Annotated in this window: 26 protein-coding genes; 18 read left to right on the top strand and 8 right to left on the bottom strand. The window is 53.0% G+C overall.

Features of this window, described 5'->3' with window-relative positions; translation table 11 throughout:
* Positions 1-127, top strand: a 127-nt coding sequence (locus tag HOL66_06250; GenBank protein MBT5243825.1) for a hypothetical protein, incomplete at its 5' end; no start/stop codon positions are given.
* Between the two features lie 133 nt (positions 128-260).
* Here HOL66_06250 and HOL66_06245 read toward each other — a convergent pair.
* Complete coding sequence (locus HOL66_06245; GenBank protein MBT5243824.1) at positions 261-1001, bottom strand: methyltransferase domain-containing protein; 741 nt, start codon at positions 999-1001, stop codon at positions 261-263.
* A 192-nt stretch (positions 1002-1193) separates the two neighbouring features.
* Here HOL66_06245 and HOL66_06240 point away from each other — a divergent pair, with 192 nt between their 5' ends.
* Positions 1194-1922, top strand: coding sequence for a 4'-phosphopantetheinyl transferase superfamily protein (locus tag HOL66_06240; protein ID MBT5243823.1), 729 nt, complete (start codon positions 1194-1196; stop codon positions 1920-1922).
* Between the two features lie 11 nt (positions 1923-1933).
* Positions 1934-2416, top strand: coding sequence for a hypothetical protein (locus HOL66_06235; protein ID MBT5243822.1), 483 nt, complete (start codon positions 1934-1936; stop codon positions 2414-2416).
* 189 nt (positions 2417-2605) lie between these two features.
* On the opposite strand, the gene HOL66_06230 is transcribed toward HOL66_06235, so the two are convergent.
* Positions 2606-3211 (bottom strand): BON domain-containing protein, encoded by a 606-nt coding sequence (locus HOL66_06230; protein MBT5243821.1) that lies wholly within the window; start codon positions 3209-3211, stop codon positions 2606-2608.
* A 124-nt stretch (positions 3212-3335) separates the two neighbouring features.
* On the opposite strand from HOL66_06230, the gene HOL66_06225 reads away from it, so the two are divergent.
* Positions 3336-4592, top strand: coding sequence for an FAD-dependent oxidoreductase (locus tag HOL66_06225; protein MBT5243820.1), 1257 nt, complete (start codon positions 3336-3338; stop codon positions 4590-4592).
* 2 nt (positions 4593-4594) lie between these two features.
* On the opposite strand, the gene HOL66_06220 is transcribed toward HOL66_06225, so the two are convergent.
* A complete protein-coding gene (locus HOL66_06220) occupies positions 4595-4897 on the bottom strand; it encodes a hypothetical protein (GenBank protein MBT5243819.1) in 303 nt (100 codons plus the stop codon).
* A 96-nt stretch (positions 4898-4993) separates the two neighbouring features.
* Between HOL66_06220 and HOL66_06215 the strand changes: the two genes are divergently transcribed.
* Genes HOL66_06215 through HOL66_06205 form a run of 3 tightly spaced genes read left to right on the top strand, consistent with a single transcriptional unit; the run spans position 4994 to position 6881 of the window.
* Complete coding sequence (locus HOL66_06215; protein MBT5243818.1) at positions 4994-5365, top strand: DUF952 domain-containing protein; 372 nt, start codon at positions 4994-4996, stop codon at positions 5363-5365.
* Positions 5366-5367: 2 nt separating this feature from the next.
* The gene (locus HOL66_06210) at positions 5368-6438 is read left to right on the top strand and encodes a quinone-dependent dihydroorotate dehydrogenase (protein ID MBT5243817.1); all 1071 of its coding nucleotides are present in this window, start codon (positions 5368-5370) and stop codon (positions 6436-6438) included.
* 8 nt (positions 6439-6446) lie between these two features.
* A complete protein-coding gene (locus tag HOL66_06205; GenBank protein ID MBT5243816.1) occupies positions 6447-6881 on the top strand; it encodes a hypothetical protein in 435 nt (144 codons plus the stop codon).
* Positions 6882-6886: 5 nt separating this feature from the next.
* On the opposite strand, the gene HOL66_06200 is transcribed toward HOL66_06205, so the two are convergent.
* From HOL66_06200 to HOL66_06190, 3 genes are all read right to left on the bottom strand, one after another.
* A complete protein-coding gene (locus HOL66_06200) occupies positions 6887-7651 on the bottom strand; it encodes an NAD kinase (protein MBT5243815.1) in 765 nt (254 codons plus the stop codon).
* A 30-nt stretch (positions 7652-7681) separates the two neighbouring features.
* On the bottom strand, positions 7682-8671 hold the full coding sequence (gene moaA / locus HOL66_06195; GenBank protein MBT5243814.1) for a GTP 3',8-cyclase MoaA: 990 nt from the start codon (positions 8669-8671) through the stop codon (positions 7682-7684).
* 100 nt (positions 8672-8771) lie between these two features.
* Positions 8772-10283 (bottom strand): glutamate synthase, encoded by a 1512-nt coding sequence (locus HOL66_06190; GenBank protein ID MBT5243813.1) that lies wholly within the window; start codon positions 10281-10283, stop codon positions 8772-8774.
* A gap of 110 nt (positions 10284-10393) precedes the next feature.
* Here HOL66_06190 and HOL66_06185 point away from each other — a divergent pair, with 110 nt between their 5' ends.
* Positions 10394-11278 carry a helix-turn-helix transcriptional regulator gene (locus tag HOL66_06185; protein MBT5243812.1) on the top strand — a complete coding sequence of 295 codons (885 nt, stop codon included), beginning with the start codon at positions 10394-10396 and terminating at the stop codon, positions 11276-11278.
* A gap of 77 nt (positions 11279-11355) precedes the next feature.
* The gene (locus tag HOL66_06180; protein MBT5243811.1) at positions 11356-11775 is read left to right on the top strand and encodes a hypothetical protein; all 420 of its coding nucleotides are present in this window, start codon (positions 11356-11358) and stop codon (positions 11773-11775) included.
* A 157-nt stretch (positions 11776-11932) separates the two neighbouring features.
* Here the strand turns inward: HOL66_06180 and HOL66_06175 are convergent, their stop codons facing one another.
* On the bottom strand, positions 11933-12721 hold the full coding sequence (locus HOL66_06175; GenBank protein MBT5243810.1) for an SDR family oxidoreductase: 789 nt from the start codon (positions 12719-12721) through the stop codon (positions 11933-11935).
* 19 nt (positions 12722-12740) lie between these two features.
* On the bottom strand, positions 12741-13736 hold the full coding sequence (locus tag HOL66_06170) for a helix-turn-helix transcriptional regulator (GenBank protein ID MBT5243809.1): 996 nt from the start codon (positions 13734-13736) through the stop codon (positions 12741-12743).
* A gap of 42 nt (positions 13737-13778) precedes the next feature.
* Here HOL66_06170 and HOL66_06165 point away from each other — a divergent pair, with 42 nt between their 5' ends.
* The 9 genes from HOL66_06165 to HOL66_06125 all read left to right on the top strand — a co-directional run bounded on the left by HOL66_06165 (position 13779) and on the right by HOL66_06125 (position 23345).
* Positions 13779-14918 carry an ABC transporter ATP-binding protein gene (locus HOL66_06165; GenBank protein ID MBT5243808.1) on the top strand — a complete coding sequence of 380 codons (1140 nt, stop codon included), beginning with the start codon at positions 13779-13781 and terminating at the stop codon, positions 14916-14918.
* 77 nt (positions 14919-14995) lie between these two features.
* Positions 14996-16159, top strand: a complete 1164-nt coding sequence (locus HOL66_06160) for a spermidine/putrescine ABC transporter substrate-binding protein (GenBank protein MBT5243807.1) — start codon at positions 14996-14998, stop codon at positions 16157-16159.
* Between the two features lie 25 nt (positions 16160-16184).
* On the top strand, positions 16185-17057 hold the full coding sequence (locus HOL66_06155; protein MBT5243806.1) for an ABC transporter permease: 873 nt from the start codon (positions 16185-16187) through the stop codon (positions 17055-17057).
* Between the two features lie 18 nt (positions 17058-17075).
* Positions 17076-17921, top strand: a complete 846-nt coding sequence (locus HOL66_06150) for an ABC transporter permease (protein MBT5243805.1) — start codon at positions 17076-17078, stop codon at positions 17919-17921.
* A 207-nt stretch (positions 17922-18128) separates the two neighbouring features.
* On the top strand, positions 18129-19322 hold the full coding sequence (locus HOL66_06145) for an aminotransferase class V-fold PLP-dependent enzyme (protein ID MBT5243804.1): 1194 nt from the start codon (positions 18129-18131) through the stop codon (positions 19320-19322).
* A 154-nt stretch (positions 19323-19476) separates the two neighbouring features.
* Entirely contained in the window at positions 19477-20331 is an 855-nt protein-coding gene (locus HOL66_06140) for a hypothetical protein (protein MBT5243803.1), read from the top strand.
* Between the two features lie 242 nt (positions 20332-20573).
* On the top strand, positions 20574-21521 hold the full coding sequence (locus HOL66_06135; GenBank protein MBT5243802.1) for a carbon-nitrogen hydrolase family protein: 948 nt from the start codon (positions 20574-20576) through the stop codon (positions 21519-21521).
* Positions 21522-21660: 139 nt separating this feature from the next.
* Entirely contained in the window at positions 21661-22035 is a 375-nt protein-coding gene (locus tag HOL66_06130) for a RidA family protein (protein MBT5243801.1), read from the top strand.
* A 296-nt stretch (positions 22036-22331) separates the two neighbouring features.
* A complete protein-coding gene (locus HOL66_06125; GenBank protein ID MBT5243800.1) occupies positions 22332-23345 on the top strand; it encodes a hypothetical protein in 1014 nt (337 codons plus the stop codon).
* The last annotated feature ends 143 nt before the right edge of the window (positions 23346-23488 follow it).

Below are 23488 nucleotides of genomic sequence, written 5' to 3'. Positions count from 1 at the left end.
GGAAGCAATGAACGGACTGTTCCAGGCCGCCAGGGCACGAGCCAGAGGCTATCGCAACACAGAGACCTTCATCATCATGATCTACTTGATCGCAGCTCCGCTCGGAGATATATTCAAATCCACTTGAAACGTCGAAGAACCTAAAAAAGTTGTTCGATCTTACGATGCTTTTCTGAACGCCAGCTTACAAGAGCGTCAGAAAACAGCATAAAAGATGGTATTGAATAATAAAAGAGCCCGTTTAGGAATTTTTGGTCGAATTATTCTGTCAGGGACTGAACCTTGAATTCGGTGACCCGATAGAAGTTTGAGAATATGCGCTCATCGGATTCGATACGCACCTTCTTGCCCAGGCCCTTGCCATGGGTATTTAACCGTTCGGCAATATCGTCGTGCCAGAAACCCTCCAAAAACGGCTCCAGCCGGGTGGTCAACCAGCGACTTGGTGCAAAGCGATAAAGCCAGTGTTTTGTCGGCAGCGGCGCATATTCGGTAACCAGCAGCGCCCCGCCCACCGGAATCACCCGCATACATTCAGAAAGCACATTGATGCGGGCCTCTTCGGGCATTTCGTGGAGCAGGAAAAACAGCACCACCGTTGTAAAGCAGTCATCCTTGTAGGCCAGTTGCTCGGCATTCATGCGCGTTGCAAGCAAGGCACCTTCCGTGGGCGCCTTGCTTTTCGCCAGATCAAGCTGAACAAGCGCAGCGTCGGTGATATGCAGGGAGGCAGGGCTCACGGTTTCGATCAGTTTCGGCGTCAACTCACCGTAAACGCACGTTAATTGCAGGGAGTTTTGATGGTCGGCGTTTTTCAACCTGGCCATGGTCGCGCGCATCAATTTTCCGTACTGGCCAAACAGGATGGCATTGATGATCGGTTGATGATCGAAAAACCACACGGCAGCCGGCCACAAATAGGCCCACCAGTAGTGACGGGCAAGATAGACCGGGATTCCATCAAGGAAATGCCGATAAAGATTGAGAGAGGGAAGTTTCATTTTAATCCGTGGAATTATGTGTCTCGTCATAAGGGCTATGACAAGATGTGGGCCATCTGATCAGTTTATTCAATTGAAATATAACGCATAAAGAATCGTTGACGTTTGATTAATATCAATCTTTGTCACTTGTTGGATACAGACTTTAGATGAGTTTAAGATGGAGTGAAAATTAAATAAAGGTGATGGAATTTGACGAACCTTAAGCGCCAACAGGCACACGTCTGGACACTGCCGGTAAGCCAGACCGATGATGCTATGATTGAACGGCTGCGCCCGGTTTTGTCGAAGCCCGAAAATGCCCGGAGTGAACGCATCACGGATCCCCGGAATCATCGGGAATATCTGGCGGCCCATATTCTGACACGCCGAATGCTTGCCCATTTCAGCACCGTTGAGGCGGCCGATTGGCATTTTGTTACAGGCCCCCATGGGCGCCCGGAACCGGCCCCGGATGTGGAGGCAAACGGCCTGCGTTTCAATCTGTCCCACGCCAGTGGAATGGTGGCGTGTGCGGTGAGCAAAGATGATGCCATCGGGGTGGATGTGGAATGGATGGCGCGCTCCAACGATTTTAAGGCTATTGCTGAAAGAAAATTCGCAGCAACCGAAAGGGCTTGTTTAAGTGACGCCCCTGCGCAGCAGCAACAGAAAGTTTTCTTTTCGTTCTGGACCCTGAAAGAATCCTATATCAAAGCCATCGGCAAGGGGTTGCTCGAACCGCTGGACGGTTTCTCTTTTGATCTGGAAGCCCCCGCAATCTCGTTCCTTAACGGCCAGGACAATCCTGACTGCTGGGGCTTTGAGCTGTTTCAACCTTCGCCGGATCACCTTGCGGCGCTCTGTCTCGCCCGCCCGTCCGGGGCCAGCGCCCGGATCACACACCGCCATCTGGGCTGGGAAGATTTGTTGACAACATGATAAGGTTCCCCATGCGTGGTTTTATTTTCATCCTGTCATTGCTGATGTTTGTCCCCGCCGGTGAAGCGGATGCTGCGACCAGTACGGTGATGGATGTGGAGGGCAACTGGTTTTCATGCGAGTTCGCCCATTCCCAAATCCCGCCCGATGACGGCTGCCTGATGCTCGATGATGACGGTTTTATGGTGTCAAACGGGCAAATTGACCACGTCAAGGTGATCGACAGTCGCGAGCAAGGTTGCCGCCACCAGCGTCTGGGTCAGTGTTTCGAGCGCAGTCGCGACAAGGTCACCGTCAGTCGCGATAACTTGGGCCCGATCCGGGCGACCGCGGAAGGCTTCGCCATTACCTATTGGGGCTGTACGCAGGACTACCGGATGGTCAGGCGTGGTGGTTATTTTGAAATTACCCCAACCTCCAGCAATTGCCTGTGGACCCGGGATAAGCGCTATTTTGTATACCGTTACCGGGGCAAACTGGAAGTCAACAAATAGTCACTCACATTTTGTTGATCAGGCGTGATGGGACGCCTTCAAGGCAAGGGGCGTACACTGATCTCAAGTTATGGATCGGGAGCTTACCCCCCACCCGCTCAACCGCCCCTTTGAGTCGCTCCCGATCCGTTTCTCCCTCCCTGTTAAAACTCGCCGGCCCCGCAAATGGGGTCGGTTTTTTAAAACAGTTTATTTAGGGGCGATCTTGACCCGGCTTGTTACCGAAACGACATTCTTGATGCCCTTGACGACGCCTGTCGCCTTACTGGATTCAGCCTTTGAAAAAGCCCGCCCGAACAGGAAGACCTGGCCACCGACGGCCCGCCAGCGGAAGTTGGTGACGTTGACGCCCTTGGCGTCAAGCAGCAGGGCGTTGATTTTCCCCTCAATCACCGCATCATCGATAAAGTTTTCAGCCGCGCCCTTGTCCTGATCAATACCCTTGATGACGATGACTTCGTTATAGAGTTTCTTGACCCCCTTGATGGACTTGGCAAAGCTTGCCGCCATTGCCTTAAGGCGCTTGTTTTCGACAGCCCCGGTCAGCATCACGTCCTGCTCGTATACATCGGTGTTAAGCGAGAAAACGTCGGTGCCCATTTTATCGACGATCTTGGCGGTAATCTTGGTCTTTAACTCAAAATCCTTGGCAATATCGCTGGAACTGCGGTCTTCAACGGCGGCCTCGACGGCATTTTTTATGGCCGAAAGCGGGTTCAGGTCGATGGCCTGGGCCTGCGAGGTGGCAAGCTGTAAAATTATCACGGCGAGGGCGAGGGAAATGAAACGAAACATGGTTTAAATAACTCCTGAAAATTCAATCCAGAGAGCTTAACATGTTTTGTCGAGCCAAAAAGATTGGATTTTCGCTGCCGAACATGCGCCAATCAGTTTTGGATTTTTCAGGGATTCTTGCGCCATGAACACAAACGGTGAAGCTGCCCGCAAAGTGACCATTATCGGCGCCGGTGTTGTTGGTATGGCGTGCGCTGTTCATTTGTTGCGCGATGGTCACGAAGTCTGCGTGGTCGACAAGGACGCGCCGGGTCAGGGCTGCTCTTTCGGCAATGCGGCGATCCTTTCGGCCTCCCATTGCGTACCCATGTCCATGCCCGGAATCGCCTGGGAGGTGCCGGGCTGGTTGCTTGATCCGCTTGGCCCGCTTTCGATCCGCTGGCGCGATATGCTGGCGCTGACGCCCTGGTTCCTGCGCTTTATGCTTGCCGGATCACCGGCCCGCAGCACCGCCTCCGGCATTTCTCTTTGGGCATTGCATAAAGATTGCGTGCGTGATTTTCAGGCGTTCTTTTCTTCCATCGGCGCGGGCGAAATGGTCAAACCCAACGGGCTTTTATTTGTCTACGAGTCCGAAAAGAAGTTTGCTAAATCCGCCGGTGACTTTGAGATTATTCAGGGGCACGGGGCGCGCCTTGAATTCCTGGACGCCGGTCAGGTTCAGGACATGGCCCCTGGTATTTCAAAAGGCTGCGTGCGCGGTGTCTTCAGGCCCGATGACGGTCAGGTGACAAGCCCCGTGGGCGTCGTCGAGACCATGGCCGCTGAATTTACCCGTCTCGGCGGGACTTTGCTGAAGCGTGAAGTCCGCGACATTGAAATGGGCGCGGACGGGCCGATCCGCCTGATCTGTGATGGCGATAATCTCGATCTGGATATACTGATTGTTGCCGCAGGGGCGTTGTCGGCAAAATTCAGCAAGCGGCTTGGCTCTCCGGTGCCGCTGGTCGGTGAGCGGGGCTATCACGTGACCCTTCCCGATCCGGGCTTGCGAGTCCCGCAGTCTGTGATGTCGGCTGAAAACAAGTTCGCCATGACCAGTTTGGAGATGGGCCTTCGCGCCGCCGGTACGGCCGAATTCGCCAGCCTTGACGCGCCGCCCAATTACAAGCGGGCAGGGGTCCTGCTAAAACATCTGAAACGGCTGTTCCCGAGCGCCAACACCGAAGGTTACAGCGAATGGATGGGGACGCGACCCTCACTGCCCGACAGCCTGCCGGTGATTAGCGCCTCGCCCCATTTCGCACAAGCCTTTTTCGCCTTCGGCCATTCTCACGCAGGCCTCATGGGGAGCGTCATTACCGCTCAAAGCATCACCGATCTTGTCGGTGGGCGCACACCCGCCCTCGACCCAAAATCGTTCAGGGTCGACCGCTTTTAGGGCTATATGTGTTCGACGTCGACGTCGTGGGTTCTTTTGCCGTAATGATCGAGCAAATCAGGGCCTGAACAGGGTGATTTTTTGCCTTTTTTGATTTTCTTATCGGACCTTCGGGCCTGGCTTTTATGGGACTTCTTGTGGGTTGGCTCGTCATCGTCCCGACGGCCCGAAAGGTTGTGTTGAAGAAGCTGGCTTTGCTGTTCGACGAAGCGCAGGTAATTGGCCGCCATCATTCTGGCCGAGGCGGCGGCGCTGTCCATCGCGACTTGCTGGATCTTGAGCGAAAATTCAACAGGGTTGAACATTGTCGCCTCCCGATCTTTCTTAAGTTCACCCGACAGTATACGCTTTTTTCCGGCCTTTTTCTATGACGTCTGTTTCTAAGCTGGTAATGTCGGCACATGTCCGAACAGTTGATATTTCACATGTGCAAGCGCCACGACTGGCAGGCCGCTCAAGGGGCGGGTCAGTACGTCGGTAGCGGCGACGATCTGGCCGACGGCTTCATGCATTTTTCGACCGCCGAACAAGTAGCCGAAAGCGCCGGACTTCACCGCAATGGCGTCACAGATTTGCTGCTGATCGCCGTCGATGCCGACCGTCTTGGGCCTGCTTTGAAGTGGGAGTCCTCACGCGGTGGGCAACTGTTTCCCCATCTGTATGGCGGCCTTGATGTCAGCAAGGTGATCAGCGCCCGCGAACTGCCGCTGGGCGATGATGGACTGCACGTCTTCCCTGAAGGCATCCCGCCTTGGCGTCCCGGGGCGTCCTGACGATGGTTGATCTGTATCGTCTCGCCTGGCCTTTTATCAGGCTGCTTGATCCCGAAAACGCGCACGGTCTTGCTATCAAGGCCCTGAGCGCCGGTCTGGTTCCGGCCCGGCCCTCGTTCGAGGATCCGGTCCTGAGACAAACCTTGTGGGGACGGGACTTCGTAAATCCGGTCGGCCTGGCCGCCGGTTTTGATAAAAACGCGGAGGTTATCGACGCCATGCTGGGTCAGGGCTTCGGTTTCGTTGAGATCGGTTCGGTGACACCCCGGCCGCAACCGGGCAATCCACGGCCAAGGCTGTTTCGTCTGCCTGCCGACGAGGCGGTGATCAACCGCATGGGCTTCAACAATGACGGCCTCGATATCGTCGCAAGCCGCCTTGAGAAACGTTCACGGAGCGGAATTCTTGGCGTCAATCTGGGTAAAAACAAGGACAGCGCCGATGCCAATGCCGATTACGCGCAGGGCATTTCCCGGCTCGCCGCCTTTGCCGACTATCTTGTCGTCAATGTCTCCTCCCCCAACACCCCGGGCTTGCGCGCCCTGCAGGGCCGGGAACCGCTGCAGGCGCTGCTCGAAGCGGTGCTGGAAGCACGGGCCCGGGCGGTCAGTGAAAACCCACCGCCTTTGCTTTTGAAAATCGCCCCCGACCTGACCGATGAGGACAAATCCGATATCGCCGACGTCGCCCTGGCCACAGGCATCGATGGCTTAATCGCCACCAACACGACAATCGAACGCCCGCAATACCTTAAGCACGAAAACGCCAGCCAGAGCGGTGGATTAAGCGGCAGGCCCTTGTTGGAACCATCGACCCGGGTGCTTGCGGACATGTATAAATTGACAGGCGGGAAAATTCCTCTGATCGGTGTTGGCGGTATTAGCAGCGGCGCCGACGCCTACGCAAAAATCAGGGCCGGTGCGAGTCTGGTTCAGTTTTATTCGGCGATGGTTTATCATGGCCCGGGGCGGGTTCAGGCAATCAAGCGTGAACTGGCCAGCCTTGTCAAAGCCGATGGATTTTCCTCGATCACCCAGGCTATCGGTGTCGATCAAAACAAAACGAGTGGATAAAACCCGATATGGCCCTGGTTTCCTCTTTTGAAGTTCTCAGCCTGAAAAAAGGCAAGTGGGAAGTCGATTCCGTGGTCGATAACAAGGCCCGGGCCATCACCCGGGCCGAACAGCTTTTGCAGGAGGGGTTCTTTTCCGCCATCGAGGTGATCGAGGAACGTTACGATGAAGAAACCGGCGAAAGCCATTCGCTGGTTATCTTCAACAAGGTCAAGGTGCTCCGCAAAACCAGGGAACAATATACCGGCCCGGAACGCCGCAAGGGTAAGGAATGGCGGCAGAACCCCAAAAAATACGGTCGCGAGGCCAAGAAGAAATCCCGAAAAGGGAGCAAACGCCGCAACGCCACCTTTGGCGAACTGATGGTCAGGGGCGCGCTGATCCTGCTGCTCATCCTGTTCCTTGGCGTGATCGGACTAACCTACATCGTCGAAAACTTATAAAGGCTCTAGGGCTGGAACTGTTCTTTGAGGATGCGTTCTTCGAAATTGTGATCGCGGTCGTGCAGCATGGTGACGGTTCTTGTGCGGTCTTCCATGACGGTAACGCTGGCGACCCTGCGGATTTCCGTATAGTCGGCGACGGCGCTGACTTTTCGTTTTTCCGGATCGAGGATTTCAAAAGTCACGGTTGCGTCCTGGGGCAGCAGGGCGCCGCCCCAATTGCGCGGCCTGAAGGCGCAGATCGGCGTTAGCGCCAAAAGCCCAGCGCCCAGCGGGATAATCGGACCCTGGGCCGAAAGGTTATAGGCGGTACTACCAGCCGGGGTGGCGAGCAGGATGCCGTCGCAAATCATCCCCGCCATCCGTTCAATGCCATCGACCTGGATGTTAATCTTGGCGGCCAGCCGGGTTTGCCGCAGCAGTGAGACTTCGTTGATGGCGATCACCGTATGTTTTTTGCCGCGGGTGTCTGTCGCTTTCATCATCAGCGGCTGAACGGCCATGGCGTCGGCTTTGTTGATGCGGCTTTTCAGGGCTTTTTCGGAGTAATTGTTGAGCAGAAAACCAACAGAACCCCGGTTCATGCCATAAATCGGCACCCCCTGGTTCATGTAGCGGTGAAGGGTTCGTAACATAAAGCCGTCACCGCCAAGGGCAACAATGACATCGGCCTTGCTTGCCGGGACGTGTGCATACTTCGCCTTCAGCCGTTTCAGGGCTTCCTGGGCGCGCGGCTGGCGGGCGGCGGTAAAGGCGATTTTCTTAACCATGACAGGAGTATAACCATGGAGCGGCTTCAATCAACCGCCGGTCATGCTCATGTGGCGTGAAAGGGCAGGGCCGCCGTTGCCGGGCTCAATGATGAACTCGTGGGCTTTTGGTTTGCGGCCGATGGCTTCCTCGATGGCCGCGTTCAGGGCCTCGTCGCCTTCACTGGACCTTAAGGGCGCGCGCAGGTCGGCGTTTTCGTCTTGCCCCAGGCACATAAACAGTTTGCCGGTGCAGGTCACCCGCACCCGGTTGCAGGTGGCGCAAAAATTATGACTTAGCGGCGAGATAAAACCGGCCCGCTTTCCGGTTTCGGCGACATCCGCGTAACGTGACGGGCCGCCGGTGTTGTGATCGCAATCGCTTAAGGTCCAGTCTTTTTCAAGAATTTGGCGAACTTCGGTGACCGGCAGATACTGGGTCGTGCGGTCGCCGCCGATATCGCCCAATGGCATGGTTTCAATAAAGGTGATGTCGTAACCCTGCTCGCCACACCAGCCAAGCAGACCCGAGAACTGGTCTTCGTTGAAGTCTTTAAGGGCCACCGTGTTGATCTTGATGGTCAGTCCGGCGCGGCTGGCTGCGGCTAATCCGGCCTTCACCTGGGCCAGTTTGCCGCCGCGGGTGATGTCCGTGAATTTATCGCTATCGAGCGTATCGATGGAGACGTTCAGGCGTCGGACTCCGCAGTCGAACAGCTCATCTGCGTGTTTTTCAAGCTGGCTGCCATTTGTCGTCAGTGTCAACTCGTCCAGGCCGCCGCCGTTCAGGTGTCTGCCCAGGGACCTGATCAGGTTGGTGACGCCGCGCCTGACCAGTGGTTCGCCACCGGTCAGGCGAATTTTGCGGACCCCCTTGGCGACGAAAGCGCTGCACAACCGGTCCAGCTCTTCAAGGCTGAGTACATCGTTTTTAGGCAGGAAGGTCATGTCTTCGGCCATGCAATAGGTGCAGCGGAAGTCGCATCGGTCTGTTACCGATACCCGAAGATATGAAATGTGACGGCCAAGCGGATCAATCATCTAGAAGTCATTCCCAGGAAACAATAAAAGTGCGTAGCAGAACCTAACGGGTAATTTAATCACAGGCTATTCAAATGTCGCCCACAACTTGTGTGTGGTATTAACCAACGCCACCGAACTTCACCCCGGACAGGTCGGCCATCTGTTTGCTCCAGGTGGTGATGTCCTGTTCATTGAATTGCTTTAAGTGATCGTGGCCGCAGGCGCGAGCCATGACCTTCATTAAATCAACGGACGCCCCCATGAACCTGGCCAGCCTTTCGGCTGATACCTGAACATCAAGGCGGGCCCGGAGTTCCGGTTTTTGGGTGGCGACCCCGGCCGGGCAGTTGTTGGTGTTGCACATGCGCGCGCCCACACAACCAATCGCCTGCATGGCTGAATTCGCCAGCGCTACCCCGTCCGCGCCCAGGGCCATGGCCTTGATGAAATCAGGGGCGGTGCGCAGGCCGCCGGTGATAATCAAGGTGACGTCCGGTCGTTTTAATTTGTCCAGATGCTGCCGCGCCCGGGCCAGGGCGGGGATCGTCGGCACAGAAATATGATCGCGGAAAATCAGCGGTGCCGCCCCGGTGCCGCCGCCCCGGCCATCAAGGATGATGTAATCGGCACCCGCCTTGATGGCGAAGGCGATGTCGTCTTCAATATGATTGGCTGAAATCTTGTAACCGATGGGTATACCGCCGGTGATTTCACGGACCCGGTCGGAAAATTTGGCAAAGTCTTTGACGCTGGCAAGGTCGGCGAAGGTGGGCGGGGAAATGGCCGGAGTTTTTTCAGGCAAGCGACGCACTTCTGCAATTTTGCCTATCACCTTGGCCCCGGGCAGGTGCCCGCCGGTGCCCGTCTTGGCCCCTTGTCCGCCCTTGAAGTGAAAGGCCTGGACACGGGTTAGCAGGTCTTCGTCGTAACCGAATTTGGCCGAGGCGAGTTCGTAAAAATAACGACTGTTGGCGGCTTGTTCTTCGGGCAACATGCCGCCTTCACCTGAACAGATGCCGCTTCCGGCAAGTTCGGCGCCGCTTGCCAGGGCGATTTTTGCTTCCTCTGACAAGGCCCCGAAGCTCATGTCGGAAACAAAAAGCGGTATCTTCAGGATGAGCGGTTTTTTGGCGTTCGGGCCAATCACCAGTTCGCTTCCCACTTCAACATCATCCATCAGTGGTTTGCGGGCGAATTGGGCAGGCAGGATCTGGATGTCATTCCAGTCGGGCAGTTCTGGGCGGGGCACGCCCATGGAGCCCATCTCGCCATGGTGACCGACTTTCTCAAGGCCATCACGGGCCAGATCGTGGATGGCTTTCAGGGTCGGTTCTTCAGGGGTTGCGACAATCGTGTTCGCCGTTGTCGCGGGGGCATCGGTATCGCCTTCGGGCAGGCGGGCGTGGCTGCCATCGCAATAGGGCGGGTTTTGCGTGTGCTTGCACATGCACAAGTGGGCGGTGCCGGTTTCCTCTGCATCAAAACCAAGAGGCGTGAAGCTGGAACCCCGATGAGAGCCATCGCAAAACGGCTGGTTGTTCGATTTACCGCACCGGCACCAGTGATAGGTTTCACCCGCTTCCAGTTCGACTTTGACAGGTTTGCGTCCGGCAATTGTCGGCTTGTCCATGTTTCTCTCTCTCCGCATAGGGATTTTAAGCAAGTCTATTGTGTTTTATGATGTTTAAGTAAGAACTGATTCGATTGATGACAAACAGGAATACGCCGCTGTCCGAATTGATGAACACCCATGAAGTTGCCCAGTACCTGCGCATCAAGGAGCGCAAGGTCTATGATCTGGTGCGCAAAAAGCAGATACCCTGCACCCGGGCCAGCGGAAAATGGCTGTTCCCCAAGCACCTGATTGACCGCTGGCTGACCGGCGACCTGGAATCCTTAGGGACTGACGAACGGGTGCGCCCCGCCCCGCCGCCGGTGATTGCCGGCTCCCATGATCCCTTGCTCGACTGGGCCCTGCTTGAATCCAACTGCGGTCTTGCCCTGATGGGCGGCGGCAGTTTAAGCGGCCTTAAAAAGTTTGTCGCCGGGGAGGTTCTGGCCTGCGCCATGCATGTGCTGGACAGCAAGACCGGACAGTACAATGTTCAGGCCCTGTTCGATGCCTATGACAGCAAGCCGCCCGGTGATCTGGTGCTGGTCGAGTGGGCTTCTCGCGGGCAGGGGCTGATCCTTGCCCCCGGCAATCCCAAAAAAATTTCGGGCTTTGCCGACTTGGCAGAAAAGAAGGCCAGTATCGTTGTCCGCCAGCCGGACGCCGGTAGCCGGGTGCTGTTCGAGCACCTGATTAACGAGGCCGGGTTCGACGCGTGGGATCTTAATATTAATGACGCCCCGGCCAAGAATGAAACCGAGCTTGGCCTGGCCATCAAGGGGCGCAAGGCGGATGCCGGTCTGGGTTTGGCTGCGGTGGCCCGTCAGTACGGTCTTGATTTCATACCGCTGTGTCAGGAGCGCTTCGATATCCTGATCCGCCGCCGCGATTATTTTGAAGCGCCATTTCAGAAACTGATCACCCTGACCCGCCTTGACGGGTTTTCCATGCACGCCCATGAGATGGGCGGATATGACATTTCCGGGCGCGGCACGGTCCATTTCAACGGCTGATCTTCATTAATCAGGTGGAAACCTTTATTCGGTAGGTTCATTTCAGGACGGCTTTTCCTATAAATGGAGTCTGCCCAATGCGCCTGACCAATTTCCAAAAAGTAAGGACCCTTGTCCAGGTCGCCCTTGCCCTTGCCTTAAGTTTCGCCCTTGTGGCTTGCGGTGAAGATGAAAAGCAGGCGAGCGAGGCGGCAAAATGGATGAAAAGTTACTCCAAAACCAATCCGCCCAATGAAGAATGGATCGCCACCAATGTCGCCATTGACGACAAGGGCCAGGTGGTGATGGATGTGCTGGTTCCCGATCGGGGCCAGATCGAGATGATCAAATCTCGCACCCGTGTCGAGCAATTCCACATCGTGCGCATGGCCTGCCCACCGATGACGGCGGAAGTCTGGACCATTCTGTCAGGCTCCCAGGTGCTATGGGTCAACCTGTTGGAAAAGACCAAGGGCGGTCTTTACAAACAGGTCATCGGCGCTTCGTGTCGTCGTTAAACCTCTTCGATTGAACACCTGCACCATAAGGTCGCCTGCTTATCTCTAAAAGCAGGCGTTTCACTTCATAAATTCAGAACCTGAATCACACGAGATTCAATATATACGTGGTCTGCTGATACCAGTAATTCATGATTTGAATTACTGGTGCAGGACATTAGCCTTTGGCATACCATCCGTTGTCGACATAAAGCGCGTTGCCTGTAATAAAGCTGGCCTCATCGGAAGCCAGGAAGACGACTGCAGCAGCGACTTCTTCGGGTTCGCAGATTCGGCCCTGAGCCTCGGCCAGTGCACCTTCTTCCCATTCCTGACCGGCAGCATCAAGCTCACTGATTTCGCGCAGGCCATGGGCGGTTTTGACAAAACCCGGACAGACGGCGTTACAGCGAATACCCTGATCGCGGTATTCAACGGAAATGGTGCGCGCCAGTTGCAGGACAGCGCCCTTGGTCATGCAGTACAGGGATTCCAGCGCGTATCCCAGTTCAGAGGCGATCGACCCGGTAATAACGATTGCGCCACCGCCATTGTCGCTCATTTCCTTTACCGCGCGACGGCAAACCAGAAAGGCTGAACGCACATTGATATCCATCAGCCTGTCATAATCAGCTTCGGTCGATTCGTGCAGCGGTTTGACGGTAATGGTACCGGCGTGATTGAAAAGAATGTCATAGGCACCGACGCTCTTGGCAATTTGGTCGAAAGCCGCATCGACTTGGGCAGCGTCGGAGACATCGGTTTCGATAAATTCGGCCCTTCGACCATATTCTCTCACCAAACCAGCCGTTTCCTCGCCTGCTTCCTTCTGAATGTCCAGTATGACAACGTCGGCGCCTTCCTGGGCGAAGGCCAGTGCCGTGGTTTTACCCATTCCAGCGGCACCGCCGGTGATGACAGCCATTTTTCCAGCCAGCCGGCCTGTTGCTTTGGTGTTATCTGACATGAGGTAAAATCTCCCTGATTTACTGATTGTTGGTAATTTTTTTAAAGAAGATCGCAAACAATTCCTGCTGCGAGGATATTTGCAGTTTTGCATAAACATTACGGCGATGAATGCGCACTGTGCCGACAGATATGCCAAGGTCCCTGGCAATCGAGTCCGAGGAATGCCCCTCAAGAACTTGCGCCACCACCTGGTTTTCCCGAGGCGTCAGGCGCTTGCTGAACATGTCGCTGACTGTCTTCTCGATGAGTGAATAGTTGTCTGGCTGTTGATCGTTTGCCGGGTTGGTAGCGAATTTTTCAGGCAGATCACGCCAATGGCGTTGAGCCATACTGACGACGAGAGAAACAACATTTCCCAAAAGCCTGAATTCCCTTGCTGAAAATCGTGGGCTTTCGCCAGAACGCATCATCGAAATAACCACCGCCACACCTTTATCGAGATAAAAGGCGTAGCAAATTTCGTCAGAAAGGCCCGTCTGGTTGTAATAGGAACGATAATATTCACTTTGATAAAAGCGGTCGGGTGCTATGTCGCTAATGCGATACAAACCGGTATCAATATGGCGGCTACAGGCTTTGAAAAACGGATCAAGCAAATAAGGCCCCATTTGATAGTCATCGACATAAATGGCCTTTTTTTCAGGCGAGAACGTATGACAAAGGCACAAAGGTCTTTCATTCTGGTGATAAGCAAAGGCCACCGAGTAGTCGATATCAGCAAATGTTTTCAGTGCATTAACAAGAGTTTTCGGAAATTCTTCGGTGCCTATGCATTCAATACACTGGGAAAGTAGCGCCACCCATGCAGCACTTCCCGTCTCACTGTTTTTTGCCTGCCTGGAGCTAATCGTCACGACAGATGATCCTCCCAAACTGCTTATTTTTCCACGCCGCATACCTAATTTGATATATGCAATTTGTGGTATATGCCTTATTTGGCTATAATGGTTGAATACACCTAATTTAAGTGGTAGTCCACTATCATCGAAAAAAATATAAAATATGAGAAACAAGGTATATAAAAAAAGATATATGTCTTCATGACAGGGAGATTAATGATCGTGCCTTCCGAGCAATCGCAAGAAGTTGATATTGAGTTTCGTGGCGTTACCAAACGTTATGGCAATGTCGTGGCGGTTGACGATGTATCCCTTACTGTCGAGCGGGGATCGTTTTTCAGTTTCCTTGGGCCATCGGGTTGCGGCAAGACGACATCGCTTCGATTGATTGCGGGTTTCGAGCAACCGACCCAGGGCGATGTCTATATTGGCGGTCAATCTGTGATTGGTATTCCGCCGCATAAGCGGCCCGTCAATATGGTCTTCCAGCATTACGCACTATTCCCCCATATGACTGTTTCGGAAAATATCGGATACGGGCTTCGCCAGCGCGCCCCCAAGCCGTCACAAGCCGAAATGGACAAGCAAATCGATGAAACACTCGAGATGGTTCAAATGTCCGGCTATGGCAACCGCCGGATATGGGAAATGTCAGGCGGACAGCAACAGCGTGTCGCACTTGCCCGGGCCTTGATCAACCGCCCGACAGTTCTGCTGCTGGATGAGCCGCTTGCCGCCCTTGATCGTAAATTACGCCGCGAAATGCAAATTGAATTGCAAACCCTTCAACGCGATGTCGGCATTACCTTCATTCTTGTTACCCATGATCAGGAAGAGGCGCTCTCGATGAGCGACCGCATTTGCATCATGCGCGAAGGTTACATTGCCCAATCGGGCAGCCCGCGTGAACTGTATGACCATCCTGTCAATCGCTACGTTGCCGATTTTGTCGGCAAGTCAAACTTCATTGGCGGTTCTGTTTCAAAAGTTAACGGCGTATCCGTCAGCATCAAAAGCGAAAACGGAATGGAATTTTTCGGCACCCCCACTACAGGCGCTCCTGCCTTGCGGGCTGGTGAGCATGGCAGTGTCGCCATTCGTCCGGAATTGATTGTCATCGGCCCGAGCAATAGCAGTGCCGCTGACATGAAAACTGATGTGGCCTTGAGCGGCCGCATCAAAAACCAAATCTTCCTTGGGGAACACACCGAATACCTGGTTGATGCCGATGGCATTGGCGATGTTCTGGTGTTGTCGCCAAAACACATCGAAAGCGCAAGCGGGGGTTTTAATCCGGGAGACAGTGTCACCATTGGATGGAAGAACGAACTCGCACTGGCATTGGAGGATTCTTAAAGCCGCAGGGTCAATCCGTCAAAGACGGCTAATTTTAAGAATAATTACGGATATTTTTAACACGGAGGTCTAAGTCAATGAGCAAAAACTATAAGGACAATCAACCGATCACAGCCAAGAAGTTTATGGAAGAATTCAGGCGTTACCAGAATGGCTCCGTTACCCGTCGCCATTTCCTGGGTGTAACCGGTCTTGGCACCGCCATGGCGGTCATGGGTGCAGCAATGCCGGGTCTTGCAACGCGTAGCGCCCAGGCCGCCGAGCTTGGCAACAAGTTGATTTTTTCCACTTGGCCGAACTATCACAACCCGGTCAATGTTGAAAATTTCACCAAAGACACCGGCGTAAATGTTCAGATCAATGCTTTTGGATCGAACGAGGAAATGCTGGCGAAATTGCAGGCCGGTGGTACAGGCTGGGACGTTTTCGTACCGACCAACTACACAATTACCAACTATGTGGAACTTGATCTGATCCAGGAACTGGACCTGTCCCGCATTCCTAACTTCGACGCCAAAGCACAAAATCCGCTTTTCGCTGATCCCGCCACAGTCAACGGTAAAGTCTACGCCGTACCGAAAAACTGGGGCACCACCGGTTTCGTGCTTAACGACAAACATATCAAAAGCAACCCGAAATCCTGGAAAGACTTCTTCGATGTCACCATGGGTGCCGGTTCCGGTCATACAATCGTCCATGACTATCAGCTGACCACCATTGGTGCGGCCTTGTGTGCGCTCGGTTACTCTTTCAATTCCATCGACAAGGGTGAACTTGCCAAGGCCGAGAAACTGCTAATTGATTCAAAACCGCATCTGTTCGCCATTACCTCGGATTATCAGCCGGGAATGCGTAGCGGCGATGCATGGATGTCAATTTGCTGGAACGGAGACGGCCTGCAACTGAACAAAGATTTACCAGAAATGAAATATGTCATTGCCAGCGATGGCGGTGAAATCTGGTCTGATTTCTATTGCATTCCGAAAGATGCTCCGCACATTGATGCAGCCTATGCCTTTATTAACCACCTGTTGGATCCTGCCGTTCAGGTTCTTGAATTCGCCTCGCACGGTTACGCCACAGGTGATTCACGTGTTTCGGCATTGTTGCCAGCCGATACCGCCAACAACGAGATTTTGTTCCCGGCCAAAGAGCTGATGAACGGCCTTGAATTTGGTGCGGCCCAAACACTGACCGACCCAACCCGGGCGGAAGTGATTGCTCGCTTCAAATCTGCCTGATCTCGATTAAAGACTGGACCGAATGATGACGGCGGCAATCAAGGGCAAAGACAAAGAGAAATGGGTGACAGTGGCGCTGCTAACGCCAACGTCGCTGTGGTTTCTCTTTTTTCTTATTATGCCATTGGTTGTCGTCGTCATTTTCAGTCTCGGCTCCCGCTCACCTGTGGGGGGCTATGCGGCAGGGTTCTCATTAGAACAATACGCAAACCTGCCCTCGCGTTTTACGGCTTTTAAAAACACCATGACATACGCCCCGCTGGGTACGTTTACCAGCCTGCTGATCGCCTATCCATTGGCCTATTACCTGGCCGTCAAAGCCAGCACGCGGTGGAAACTTCTGCTGCTGGTGCTGGTCATCGTCCCCTTTTGGACCAGCCTGTTGATCCGTACGTATGCCTGGATATTTATTTTGGGCGGTCGCGGTATACCTGCCGTGCTGGACTTTATCGGCATCGAAGGGGTGCGATTGATCAATACTCCTGGGGCCGTCGTTCTTGGTATTATTTATGGTTATCTGCCACTGATGGTTTTCCCCATCTATGTTTCCCTGGAAAAACTGGACAAGCGTTTGCTGGAAGCATCAAACGATCTTGGCGGCTCACCGCTTAAAACATTTTTTCAAATCACCCTTCCGCTTTCCATGCCCGGGGTCGCCACCGGATGCATGTTGGTCTTCATCCTGCTGATGGGTGAATTCCTGATTCCCGCATTTCTGGGCGGCGGCAAGGTCTTCTTCATCGGTAATGCCCTGGTTGATCTTTTCCTGCAATCCAGGAACTGGCCCTTTGGCTCAGCCGTCGCCGTAACACTTGTCATCATCATGCTGGTCACCGTTACCCTGTACATGCGCTTTGCCATGGGTGGTAAATCCGGCCGTGATGATTCGATTATGTAGGACAGACTTAAGATGGCCATGCGCTTGTATTCCATAGCAGTCTACCTGTTCCTTTATGTGCCCATTGGCATCATTGTCCTGTTCAGTTTCAATTCTGGACGACACGCAAGTGATTTTCAGGGTCTGTCTACCCAGTGGTATGGCAAGGCGCTTTCCAACCCGTTTGTTATTGAGTCATTAACGACGAGCCTGATTATCGCTTTTTCAGCGGCTTTTCTTTCCAGCATTATGGGGACGACTGCGGCGCTCGCCCTGCAACGAATGTGCGGTCCCATGAGGGCCCTGTTCGATGGAATGATCTATGTCTCGATCATGGTTCCCGGCATCGTCATTGGCATCGCAACACTGGTCGCTTTGGTATCTGTTTTTGATCTGCTCAATCCGATCGTGGCCGCCATCTGGCCCGAAGGGGTCAAGCCGCCTAAATTATCGCTGGGTTTCGCATCGGTGATAGCGGCCCATACGTTATTCACCATGTCGCTGGTGATTGTTCTGGTGCGCGCCAGAATCGCCGGCATGGATCGCTCCCTGATCGAAGCCTCGCAGGATTTGTATGCGACACCGTGGCGAACCTTCCGGCAGATTACACTGCCGCAAATTTTTCCGGCCATTCTCGCCGGTTTCCTGCTCAGCTTCACCTTCAGTTTTGATGATTTCATCATCTCGTTTTTCGTCGCCGGGGCTAATACAACGCTGCCCATTTATGTGTTTGCATCGATCCGGCGCGGCATCACGCCCGAAGTAAACGCCATTGGCACCATGGTTCTGGCTGTCTCGCTAACGCTGCTGATTACGGCCCAGGTATTATTGCAAAAGAAAGCTCCAAAAAATTCCAAAGAGGGCGGACCCTCGCCCTCGCCTTGAATTTCGCTCTTGTGGCGTGCGGTGAAGACGAAAACAAGTCATCGGTGCTTCGTGTCGTCGTTAAACCTCTTGAAATAAGTTTTGTTTGCATCTTCAATATCACTTGCTGAATCTATTGGCTCGGAGGTGACGTGTGTGTGGCAAGTTTGCTCCCTGTGCGGAGAGATTGACGCAATTAAATTTTCTTATTTTTGAAAGATGGCGAACATGACGTTACATAACGGGCGTGAATTTTTGAGTATCCCCGGGCCGACGACGATACCCGACGACGTGCTGGGCGCCATGCACCGTCCGGCCATCGAAATCTACAGTGGCGAACTGGTGGCGATAACCGATTCCGTGCTTCAGGATTTGAAGACCATATTCAAGACGACGGGCGATACCTATATCTATATTTCCAACGGCCATGGCGGTTGGGAAGCGGCGTTGACAAATGTTTTGAGCCGGGACGACAAAATTCTGGTTTGTGAAAGTGGCCGTTTCGCCATGGGATGGGGCGAAGGAGGCGCTTTTATTGGCCTCGATGTGGAAGTTCTGCCCGGTGACTGGCGCAGGGCTATTGATCCGAACGAACTGGAGGCGCGTTTGCGCGCTGACAAGAACGGTGACATCAAGGCCATACTTTGTGTGCAGATCGATACGGCTTCGGGGGTCGTCAACGACATTCCGGCGATCAGGCAGGCCATGGATGCTGCCGGGCACGAAGCCTTGTTGATGGTCGATACCATCGCCTCGTTAGCTTGCATGCCGTTCGATATGGATGGCTGGGGTGTCGATGTCGCGGTCGCCGGTTCGCAAAAGGGCCTGATGACGCCACCGGGGCTGGCTTTCGTTGCCGCCAATAAAAAAGCCAAGGCTCGTCACGAAAGCGCGGGTTTGCGGTCTAACTACTGGGACTGGACAAAACGCGAGGGCGAAGAGCATTACAGGAAATACTGCGGGACGCCGCCGGTGCAAATGTTGTTCGGCATCCGCAAGGCCCTCGACATGCTTTTCGAGGAAGGCCTGGAGCATGTGTTTGAGCGTCATCGCCTGCTGGCCGGGGCCACCTGGGCGGCGGTGTCAGAGTGGGCCCAGGGTGGCACCATTGATTTCAACATCAGCAAGCCGGCAGAACGCTCGCTCACCGTGACCACGGTCCGTACGAATGAGGAGATCGATCCGGCCGTGCTACTGAAGTTTTGTAAGGAACACTTGGGCACGGTGATTGGTATTGGTATCGGTGATCTTGGTGGTTCGGCGTTTCGGATCGCCCACATGGGGCACGTCAACGCACCGATGATGATGGGGACGCTCGGCGCGATTGAAATCGGTTTGCGCGCCACCGGCATCGCCCATGGGGCAAGCGGAATAGCGGCTGCCGCGGTGTATCTGGGCGACGAATGTTCCCTGTCTAAATAAAATTTTCTTAAATTTTAAGCATCGCCACGCCCTGGAAATATATAAACCGCTCAAAGCCTGATCGGTTACACTATTATTATGATGCAACAACCAATTGCCTCTCAGTCATTCTGCACTGTTTTTTGGGATCGAGACGCAACAAAAGGGGAAAATAATGGTTGCCACATTTTTTTTATCTACAGGTAGGTGTGGGACCCAATGGTTCGCAAAAGCTTTCGATGAGAGTTACTCTGATACGGTTTACAGCGTCCATGAGCCAGTTCACGGTGGTTATTTTCCCCGTAATTTGTTTAACGGCGAAGATATAGAAAAATCAGAGTATTCCGACCTTAGAAACAATCATATTGGTAGAATCGAAGAAATTATTTCAACCCAATATGAAGAAGGTTACATACATTACATTGAGACAGGCTGGCCAGCCTACGGTGCCATTCCGTATCTCTTAAAACGGTTTAAGGGACGGATTCAGATAGTGCACATTACCCGGCATCCAATACTGACTGCTTTGTCAATGACGACTCATAATTATTATGGCACAGGGCGGGAAACAATAACCGAAACCAGTTTGCTGACACCCTTCGACAAGAAATCGGCATTTCCAGAATTAATGGATCTATGGGAAGATTTGTCGCAGTTTGAGAAATGCCTGTATTTTTGGACAGAGCTAAACAACTACGCGCTGGAGATCGAAAAAGAAACAACCGTTCCCTGGTTGCGGCTCAAGTTTGAAGATTTGATGGGTCCCGATAGTTCGCATCTGGAGGGTCTCCTTGATTTCCTTGACTTGCCACATCGCGGTGCTTTTCTCAATTATCGCAACCAAAAAGTAGACCTCTATAATTATAGAACAGATCAGCGATGGAACCTTTCATCTTGGAGTAAAATTCCCGGAGTTGCAGACATTTCGCAAAAACTGGGATACAGCGTTGAGGATTTCGATATGAAGTCGGCAAAGTCTCGTTACTATTCGAGGGATGGAGAGGAAGTGGGAAAGGCTGTAGATCGTTAATTTTGCAACCACCGGCATTTCCGAATTCGGCCAAAAGCAGCCAAAACACCCTGCCAATTTGACGCCCGCTCTATCCGCTTAAAGCAGACATCAAATTCGAGAAACCCGATATTCTGATTTTAGCCATTTCCGGAACTCACATATTTTCTCTTTTAGTGTGATCGTATGGACTCTTCTGTCAGCGAATGTTTAGAGTAATCCTAAACAATAAAGCGGGTCTATTTTATCAATAGGGGGATTTCATGGATGTAAAGGTTGCGGTTTGTCAAAAGCCGCCCGTTCTTCTTGACCTGAAAGCGACGATGGAGCGGGCGCTGGAGTCTCTTGATGAGGCTGCAAACGAGGGCGCTCAACTCATCGTCTTTCCAGAGACTTATCTCCCCGGATACCCCACATGGATATGGCGACTTCGTCCTGGTGGAGATATGGCGCTTGGCAACACGATCCATGCCGAATTGAGAAACAATTCAGTCAATATCGCTGCCGGTGGGCTCAAACCACTTACCGAGGCAGCCGCAAAGAACGGCGTTGTCGTGGTGATGGGCCTCAACGAAATAGACGCTGAGTTTAGCGGCACCACGTTATTCAATTCCGTCGTTGTCATCGGCCCAGACGGCTCGATCTTAAATCGTCACCGAAAATTGATGCCGACAAATCCCGAACGAATGGTGTGGGGATCCGGTGATGCCAGTGGCTTGAGGGTCGTGGACACCCCGATCGGCCGTATTGGCTGTCTGATCTGTTGGGAAAATTACATGCCGCTGGCGCGTTATGCGCTCTATTCGCAAAACATCGATATCTACGTAGCCCCCACATGGGATAGCGGTGACACTTGGCAAGATTCCATGAACCACATTGCCCGTGAAGGCGGTTGCTGGGTTGTCAGTACGGCAACGGCGATGCAAGGGATGGATATTCCCGAGACGTTTCCTGGACGTGATGAACTGTTCGAGAACGACGAGTGGATAAACTCCGGTGATGCGATAGTGGCCAAACCCTTCGGTGGTATCGTCGCCGGGCCAATGCATCGGGAAAAAGGCATTTTGTACGCGACCATCGATCCGGAAGCATCACGTAATTCACGTAAAGCCCTGGATGTGTCCGGACATTACGGACGCCATGATATATTTCGTTTGGAAATTGACCGCCGCCCCATGCCGCCACTCACATTCGTGGATGAAGATAAATGAACGTATGTCCGCTTTGGTCCAGAAACCAGACCTAATCACCAGTCCATATTGATGTCTGCTTTACCCCCTCAAAGCGGAAGGACTGGCCTCAATGGAGTAAAAAGGTATGAAACGAAAGCTCGTATTAAATGGCAATCCAATGGAAGAAATTGTTGGGTTTGCTAGGGCCGTCAGGGTCGGCCCCTATATAACGATTGGCGGAACCGCGCCCGTGGATGGTGATGGAAAAACCGTTGGTGTTGGCGACGCGGGACGTCAGGCTGAGCGGTGTTTCGAGATCATCGGTGATGCGTTGGAACGGGCTGGGTCAGGTTGGCACGATGTCGTCCGAACACGAATAATCCTCACGAATATTGATGATTGGAAATCGGTGATTGATGTTCGTGCAAAGTTTTGCCGTGAAGCCAAACCTGTTGATACGATCATGCAAATAACTTGTTTCGTAAATCCTGAGTGGTTGGTTGAAGTAGAGGCGGATGCAGTTGTTGCCGAAGACAGCGGAGCAATTGTTTAAGAATGTCCGCTTTACCCCCTTAAAGCCGACGTTTTCGGGTATTGGCAAAGGCTTCTGTTAATAGCCAGAAGCGGACCTTCCCAGGCAATAGGAACTACGCCGAAACTAACCACCATCAATGTGAAATACCTAAGGACACGCTAATCTTGCCATTTGTTGAGGGTTTCACAGTGTTTGGCCTTATGAAGGTTAAATTTTCTCTCTACTGGTTTTGACCTCTCCATTGGTCGTTTGTGCGACTGCCTGTGTCTTCGGGTGGGAGCCATCCTCTGCATCACAGCCGACGGGACAAAATCATGATGACAAAAATCAAAGCGTTGGCAATTGCCGGAATAGCCCTTGGGTTCGCTACTGCTTGCCAAACAACAGGACTGAAATCTGAGGGTGACCCGAACCGGGTTTTATTAAGTTCGTTCAATGTTAAATCGACGAATCCGGCAACGTTGGCAAACTGGAAAGACAGCCCGCTTGAAGTTGAAGGGGTGATGTCCTACCCAAACGTTGGAGGAAGTGGTCCATATCCTGCCATTATCTACCTGCTTAGCAGTGGCGGCTATAATCGTTCTTACGACGGCGGATGGGTGAACATATTTAACGAAGCGGGTTATGCCACATTAATGGTCAATCAATTCACCGCCCGTGGACTATCTCTAAGTACAGGATTAGGCAGCAAACAATCCGGCATCACTAATATGAGTTACCTGAGCGACATTTATGCTGCGGTACGTTCGCTAAAGAATAATCCAAGAATTGATGGCGCTCGCCTTGCCACGTTTGGAATGTCTTGGGGCGGCGGCATTCAAATGTACCTGATGTCAGATTGGTACAACCGGAATGTTGGTGATGGAATGCAGATCAAAGCCCATATAGCTCTGGCACCGAATTGCCCTTTTAACGTGGAGAACCCAAAGCCGACTTCTGGAAGCATGTTAATGCTGTTGGGGGAATTGGATAATTGGAACTTGCCCGGACCATGCAAAGATTACGCTAAAAGACTTGTCGCGGCTGGCGGTGATGTGAAGGTTATGGTGGTTAAAGGGGCAAGTCACGCTTGGGATACTCAACATCCGGTGCGAGGCAAAAGTAACGTTACGGTTTATCATTGTCAGATCACATGGAATACAAAGACCATGCATGCGCAGGAGAAACGCACAGGGAATAAAGCGGACTTTGGAATCGTTGACGATACGGCCTGGGAAAATCTGTGGAATGATTGCACCAAGAAAACGACGGTTTACACCGGAGGTACAACCACACAACGCAGCCAAACGGAAAATGCGGTCACGTCATTCCTAAGAGAGAAATTGTAAAGGCACTATTGTTGCGATAATTGAGCAACTTGATCGAAAGCCAAATGTCCCCTCAGGATCATTTCCGGACCTAATGACAAGTCACGAACGATGTCCGCTATACCCCCTCAAAGCAGACATTAATCTTGGGAAACTGAATTTTG

This window comes from Rhodospirillaceae bacterium, from assembly GCA_018662005.1.
Classification (GTDB): Bacteria; Pseudomonadota; Alphaproteobacteria; order Rhodospirillales; family JABHCV01; genus JACNJU01.
This window is presented reverse-complemented; position numbering and strand designations above follow the sequence as displayed.